Origin of the sequence: Mesorhizobium sp. M2A.F.Ca.ET.042.01.1.1 (assembly GCF_003997405.1) — a bacterium.
Lineage (GTDB): Bacteria > Pseudomonadota > Alphaproteobacteria > Rhizobiales > Rhizobiaceae > Mesorhizobium.
In genome coordinates this window covers 1-5,864 of the sequence record NZ_RZRX01000321.1, presented here as the reverse complement: position 1 = coordinate 5,864, position 5,864 = coordinate 1, and the positions used below count along the sequence as shown (strand labels likewise).

Annotated in this window: 7 protein-coding genes; 5 read left to right on the top strand and 2 right to left on the bottom strand. The window is 63.8% G+C overall.

Going from position 1 to position 5,864, the window contains the following annotated elements:
* The first annotated feature begins 85 nt into the window (after positions 1–85).
* The 3 genes from EOA23_RS30590 to EOA23_RS30580 all read left to right on the top strand — a co-directional run bounded on the left by EOA23_RS30590 (position 86) and on the right by EOA23_RS30580 (position 1,913).
* Entirely contained in the window at positions 86–1,000 is a 915-nt protein-coding gene (locus tag EOA23_RS30590; protein ID WP_348628600.1) for an HAD-IC family P-type ATPase, read from the top strand.
* Positions 997–1,446, top strand: coding sequence for a thioredoxin TrxC (trxC, locus tag EOA23_RS30585; RefSeq protein WP_127306865.1), 450 nt, complete (start codon positions 997–999; stop codon positions 1,444–1,446). Before EOA23_RS30590 ends, trxC begins: the two co-directional genes overlap by 4 nt.
* An 80-nt stretch (positions 1,447–1,526) precedes the next feature.
* Complete coding sequence (locus tag EOA23_RS30580) at positions 1,527–1,913, top strand: hypothetical protein (protein ID WP_126062646.1); 387 nt, start codon at positions 1,527–1,529, stop codon at positions 1,911–1,913.
* 149 nt (positions 1,914–2,062) lie between these two features.
* Here the strand turns inward: EOA23_RS30580 and EOA23_RS30575 are convergent, their stop codons facing one another.
* Positions 2,063–3,046 (bottom strand): zinc-dependent alcohol dehydrogenase family protein, encoded by a 984-nt coding sequence (locus EOA23_RS30575; RefSeq protein WP_127306864.1) that lies wholly within the window; start codon positions 3,044–3,046, stop codon positions 2,063–2,065.
* Between the two features lie 501 nt (positions 3,047–3,547).
* On the opposite strand from EOA23_RS30575, the gene EOA23_RS30570 reads away from it, so the two are divergent.
* Positions 3,548–4,192, top strand: a complete 645-nt coding sequence (locus EOA23_RS30570) for a helix-turn-helix domain-containing protein (protein WP_127306863.1) — start codon at positions 3,548–3,550, stop codon at positions 4,190–4,192.
* Between the two features lie 46 nt (positions 4,193–4,238).
* Positions 4,239–4,754 carry a GNAT family N-acetyltransferase gene (locus EOA23_RS30565; RefSeq protein WP_126062649.1) on the top strand — a complete coding sequence of 172 codons (516 nt, stop codon included), beginning with the start codon at positions 4,239–4,241 and terminating at the stop codon, positions 4,752–4,754.
* Positions 4,755–4,918: 164 nt separating this feature from the next.
* On the opposite strand, the gene EOA23_RS30560 is transcribed toward EOA23_RS30565, so the two are convergent.
* The coding region (locus EOA23_RS30560; RefSeq protein ID WP_127306862.1) for an acetate/propionate family kinase at positions 4,919–5,864 on the bottom strand (946 nt) is incomplete at its 5' end.

Sequence of the window (5,864 nt, the reverse complement as noted above, 5' to 3'; positions counted from 1 at the left end):
GGGCAGCGCGGCGCTGGAGGCGCTCGCCCAGATACGCACCGCGATCTTCGACAAGACAGGGACCCTGACGCTCGGCGGCGCCGAGTTGATCGAGATCGACGTCGCTCCAGGCCAGGGAACCAATGAACCGCTGCGGCTGCTCGCCTCGCTTGAACAGGCTTCGCACCACGTCCTTGCGGATTCGATTGTCCGCATTGCCCGCCACGGGAACCTTTTGCTTTCCCAACCCTGTGATGTCCGCGAGCATCGGGGAGAAGGCCTTGAAGGTCAGGTGGATGGGATATCGGTCGTGGCCGGGTCGAGGCCGCTTGTTCTTGGAAGCGGACCATTGCCCAACTGGGCGGAGAGCGGAGAGAGCCGGTATCGCGACACGCAGGTGCTCAGGGTGTTTCTGGCCATCGATGGCCGCCTTGCCGCTGTTTTCACATTCGGAGACGCCATACGCGAGGATGCTCCCGGCACTGTCGAGGCTTTGCGTTCGGCAGGCGTCACCCGGATAGTCATGCTGACGGGAGATGACGGCGCGGCGGCCGAAAAGGTCTCCGCTTCGCTCGATCTCGATGCCGTATTTGCCGACGCAACGCCGGCCGACAAGGTTGGAACAGTGGAAGCCGAAAAGGCTGCGGCGCCGACGATGATGGTTGGCGACGGCATCAACGATGCGCCTGCCCTTGCCGCGGCCACCGTAGGCATTGCCATGGGAGCCCGCGGCGGGACAGCTTCGTCGGAGGCGGCGGACGTGGTCGTGCTGACCGACAGGCTGGAACCTGTCGCGGAAGCATTGCGTATCGCCAGGCGCACGCGCGGGATCGCCCTGCAGAGCATCGTCGTCGGGCTGGGGCTCTCGGGCGCGGCGATGATCGCGGCCGCCATGGGGCATATAACGCCGGTGGCGGGAGCACTGCTGCAAGAAGGCATAGACGTCGCCGTCATCGTCAATGCGCTGCGGGCCCTTGGCGATGGGCGTCTCGAACACGATCGAAACGGGAGAAGGTCATGACCCAGGAGAATCTGGTGGTTTGCACCAAATGCGGCGTGGTCAACCGCCTGCCGCCAAACCGAAACAGCGCCGAAGCGCAATGCGGAAAATGCGGCGCCCGGCTGTTTTCCGGGGTCCCGCAGGACATCGACGCTGCGAATTTCGACCGTCAGATCGGCCGCGGCAGCCTGCCCGTCCTCGTCGACGTCTGGGCTCCGTGGTGCAGTCCCTGCAAGATGATGGCGCCGGCCTATGAGGCCGCCGCCAAGGTGCTGGAGCCTCACGTCCGGCTGGTCAAGCTGAATTCCGACAAGGAGGAGGCCATCGCGGCGAGGCTGGGCATTCGCGGCATCCCCACCATGATCCTGTTTCACCGCCAGCGGGAAATCGCGCGCGTATCGCGGGCGATGAGTGCCGGCCAGATCGTCAATTGGGTTCGCGGTCATGTGCCGGCAGGCACCAGTTGAGCCGCGAGCCGATGCCCGTTTGACCTCGATCAAGGTCGAGTCCAGCCGCCGCGGTAGGAATGGCCCCGAAGGAGTTTGCCATGACCAGCTTGCACGACCTCACCCCAAAATTCAGGAACATCCGCCTGCTTCTGGCTCGCGAGAAGGGTCATCCCGAAGGAGAGCGCGAAGAAGGCTACGATGTGCTGGCGCCGCTCACCAACGAGGGACGGCTGGACGCGGAGGAGTGGAAATCGCACAAGGGCTTCTGCCGCGTCCGCCGCTTCCGCACCGGCGAGGACGATCTTGTCGGCCGCCTGCGGCGCAAGCCGGGCGGCCAATGGTATTTCGACTACGCCGAGGGCGATCGTGACGACGAGGTCGGCTTTCATCTCGGCGAGGAGCGCTTCGTCACCGGCGAGTACGTCTCGATCAAGCGCAACGGGGCCATGCACACCTACCAGGTGGCCCGGGTCGAGCAGCCATAGCGCAGCTCGGCAAGCCGTCCGGGAGAAGAATGTCGCGCTGTGTGCCTGTTTTCATCGGCCGTCCCGGCCCGTCCTGGCCGACTCTGCCGGCCAGGAACGAACCGGCTGAAGCAGATAAGACGGCCGTGCGAACGCGCGCTCCACGACCGTCACGGCTTAAGGACGGCGGCGCCACTCAGCCGGCCCATGCGCAAATCATCCAGCGCCTGGTTTGCCCGCTCCAGCGGATAGACTTCGGTATGCGTGCGCACCCGGGCGTCCCTCGCGATCGGAAAGAACTCCTCGGCGTCCCGGCGGGTCAGGTTGGCGACCGACACCAATTCCCGTTCTTCCCACAGAAGCCTGTAGGGCATCGATGGAATGTCGCTCATATGGATGCCGCCGCAGACCACCCGGCCGCCCTTGCGGACAGCCCGCAACGCAGCCGGCACCAGGTCGCCGACCGGTGCGAAAATGATCGCGGCGTCAAGCTTGGCGGGAGGCAATTCGTCGGAGGCGCCTGCCCAGGCAACGCCCAATGAGCGCGCGAATTCCTGTGCCTGGATGTCGCCAGGCCGCGTGAAGGCAAAGATCTCACGTCCCTGCCAGATTGCGACCTGCGTGATAATGTGCGCGGCGGCGCCGAAGCCAAAGATGCCCAGCCGCCGGCCATCGCCGGCCTTCTTGAGACAGCGCCAGCCGATCAGACCAGCGCACAGGAGCGGCGCCAGCGACACCGGATCGGCGGCGGCATCTAGCTCGAAGGCGAAATGCTCGTCGGCAACGACATGACTGGCGAAGCCGCCGTCGCGCGTGTAGCCGGTGAAGAGCGGCTGGTCGCAGAGGTTCTCGGCGCCGGCGTTGCAATAGGGACAATGTCCGCAAGTGTGCCCCAGCCACGGAACGCCTACCCTTTGCCCGAGCCTGGCTCGCGACACGCCTTCACCGACAAGATCGACGATGCCGACGATTTCGTGGCCCGGCACGAGCGGCAGCCTTGGCCGTGGCAAGTCGCCGTCCACGACGTGCAGGTCGGTGCGACATACCGCGCATGCCTCCACCTTGAGCCTGATCTCGCCTGCCCCCGGCAAGGGATCCGGACGGTCGACCAGATTCAGAAGCGTACCGGGCTTTTCCAGCAGCATTGCCTTCATCACGCTTCCCCGTTTCTCGGAAGACAGACCGGAACGGACCGGCTTTCCCTCGGCACGAAAAATGAAACCGCGCTGATCCGGCATCCTTTCCTATCGTGAGCGCCTTATCCTGTCCGGATACGGCCGGACATGACCATGCCTTGCTCGGACGTGCTTCCTGGCGCGGAGCATTTCGAAATAAAGGCCTGCGGCGGCAAGATAGGCAAGACCGAGTATCCCGGTCCAGATTTCAATCATATCGGAGGTCATGGTCGGTTTCCCTTGGTTGGTCCGAACAGACAATGCCGAGGCAAGTCATGCCGGCCTTGATCGTGGTCAATCACGGACCCAGTTGGCGCACGGACCCAGTTGGCGCACGGGCCAGGTGGCCTGCTCGACAAGCCTGGCCCGGCCAGGTGATTTCGGGTCGCACTAAGTAGTTTCCCGTAGGGACATAACCGAATTTCGGCATGGCTGGATTTGGGCGATTGCTGTTGCCACAAATTCACTGGGACCACATCCATGTACGCTCAAGCCTCCGCCAAGATCGACCTGCCGTCCTATCTTCCCCATCAGAGCCCCGCGCCAGCCTTCGAAGGGCCGGCGACGCCGGTCAGCTTCTTCACGGCAGGCGCCGAAATCTATGCCCAGGGCGAAAAGGCCGGCGCACTCTATCAGGTCGAATTCGGCGCGGTCCGCATCTACCGGCTGCTCGCCGATGGCCGCAGGCAGATCAGCGCGTTCCACCTGGCGGGAGAGACCTTCGGTTTCGAGGCCGACGCCACCCATCACTTCTTCGCCGAGGCGATCAACGCGACCGGTGTCCGGGTCTTCCGCGCTCCGTCAGGCACGGACATGTCGCGTCAGCTCCTGCCTCTGGCGCTCAAAGGCCTGACCCGGGCGCAGGAACATCTCCTGGTGCTCGGCCGCCAGAACGCCATCGAGCGCGTCGCGGCATTCCTCGTCGAGATGTCGGAGCATCAGGGTGGGTTGCGGCAGGTGGAACTGCCTATGTCGCGCAACGACATCGGCGACTATCTCGGCCTCACCATCGAAACCGTGTCTCGGGTCTTCACCCGCCTGAAAGAGAAGGGCGTGATCCGCCTGCTCAGCCTGCGCAGCATTGAAATTCTGAAACGCGACACGCTGCTGGCAATGGGTGAATGAGGCCATTGCGCCAATCCCGCGCATCAATCCTGAAAAGGGGCTGAAAATGAAAACCATGCTTACGACCCACACCGGATTTCGCTTCGAGGTACGTCGAGCGCGTCCCGACGATGAGCCGATCGTCGCCGAGTTCTTCACCCATGTGACACCGGAGGATTTGCGCTTCCGCTTCCTCGGAGCGGTGAAGGAAATTTCGCATGAGCGGCTGGTGGCGATGACCCGCTCCGACGATCCGCACGTCCATAATTTTCTCGCCTTCTCCACCGACGGAATGCTGATTGCGGTGGCGACCCTCGCCGCGGACCCGGCCGATCGGCGTGGCGAAGTCGCCATCTGCATCCGCGAGGATCGCAAGCATCTCGGCGTCAGCTGGGAGTTGCTCGGTTATGTCGCGCGTTATGCCGACGATCATGGGATAGAGACCATCGAGTCGATCGAAAGCCGCGAAAACCGCGCGGCGATCGAACTCGAGCGCGAGATGGGCTTCATCGTCACGACGGATCCCGACGACCCGACGCTCGTTCTGGTTCAGCGGAAGCTCGGCGCGTCGTTGCCGGGCTAGGGCAATTCCAGGAAAAGTGCGCAGCGGTTTTCCGCCCGGAATTGCGCAAAAACAAAAAGTTGGAGCAGTTCAGCGATTCCATCGAATGCTGAACTGCTCCAAAGCGGGTCGCATTTGTATGATGATATCGCCCGGAAGCGCCGCGCGCTTTCGGGCGATATCATTCAATCTTTGCCTTCGAAGCCGAGCAACTCAGCGGCCACCGCACGTTCCTCGTCGGCGGGAATGACAAGCACGTCGACCAGGGAATCCGGGGCGCTGACCATTTCCTCGCCATGCGCGTTCAACTCCTTGTCAAGCGCGACGCCCAGCCATCCCGCGGCTTCGCAGATGCTCTGCCGGATCGCGGGCGCATGCTCGCCGATGCCCGCCGTGAACACGAGGGTGTCGAGCCCGCCTATCGCCGCGGCAAGCGATCCGATCTCGCGCCCGACACGATAGATGAAAAGATCGACGGCGCGCATCGCCGCCGGGTCTTTCGACGCAAGCAGCGTCTGCATGTTTCCCGAGATGCCGGATACCCCGAGCAGACCGGATCGCTGATAGAGCAGCTCGGCAAGTTCGTCCGAGGACAGCTTCCGGTCCTGCAGAAGGTGCAGGAGGATGCCGGGATCGATGGCGCCGCAACGCGTGCTCATGACCAGGCCGTCAAGCGTCGAGAAGCCCATGGTGGTGGCGTGGCTTACGCCTGCCTTCATCGCGCACAGGCTCGCACCGCTGCCGAGATGGGCAACGATCGTCCGGCCGCCGGCGGCGGCGCCATAACGGTTGTTGAGCTCGCTGGCGATATGGCTGTAGGAGAGCCCATGGAAGCCGTAGGAGACGATGCCTTGCTCCGCCATCTCATGCGGCAGGCCATAAAGCCTTGCGTGCTCGGGCTGCGCCGCGTGGAAGGCCGTATCGAAGCAGCCGACCTGCATGGTGCCGGGCAGGAGACGGCTGGCCAGGTCGACGAGCTCCAGGTTGATCGCCTGATGAATCGGGGCTAGCGGCTCCAGCCTGCGCAAGGCACCGAGCGTGCGCTCGTCGAGCAGCGTTGCGCGGACAAACTCCCGGCCGGCCATGACCGATGCAATTCTCGTCCTCAATGGCGGCTCATCAAGCCTGAAG

Bases quoted from the DNA above. Each gene is read 5' to 3' on its own strand.
- EOA23_RS30570 (WP_127306863.1), top strand. From the start codon at position 3,548: ATGTACGCTCAAGCCTCCGCCAAGATCGACCTGCCGTCCTATCTTCCC.
- EOA23_RS30575 (WP_127306864.1), bottom strand. From the start codon at position 3,046: ATGAAGGCAATGCTGCTGGAAAAGCCCGGTACGCTTCTGAATCTGGTC.
- EOA23_RS30580 (WP_126062646.1), top strand. From the start codon at position 1,527: ATGACCAGCTTGCACGACCTCACCCCAAAATTCAGGAACATCCGCCTG.
- EOA23_RS30565 (WP_126062649.1), top strand. From the start codon at position 4,239: ATGAAAACCATGCTTACGACCCACACCGGATTTCGCTTCGAGGTACGT.
- trxC (WP_127306865.1), top strand. From the start codon at position 997: ATGACCCAGGAGAATCTGGTGGTTTGCACCAAATGCGGCGTGGTCAAC.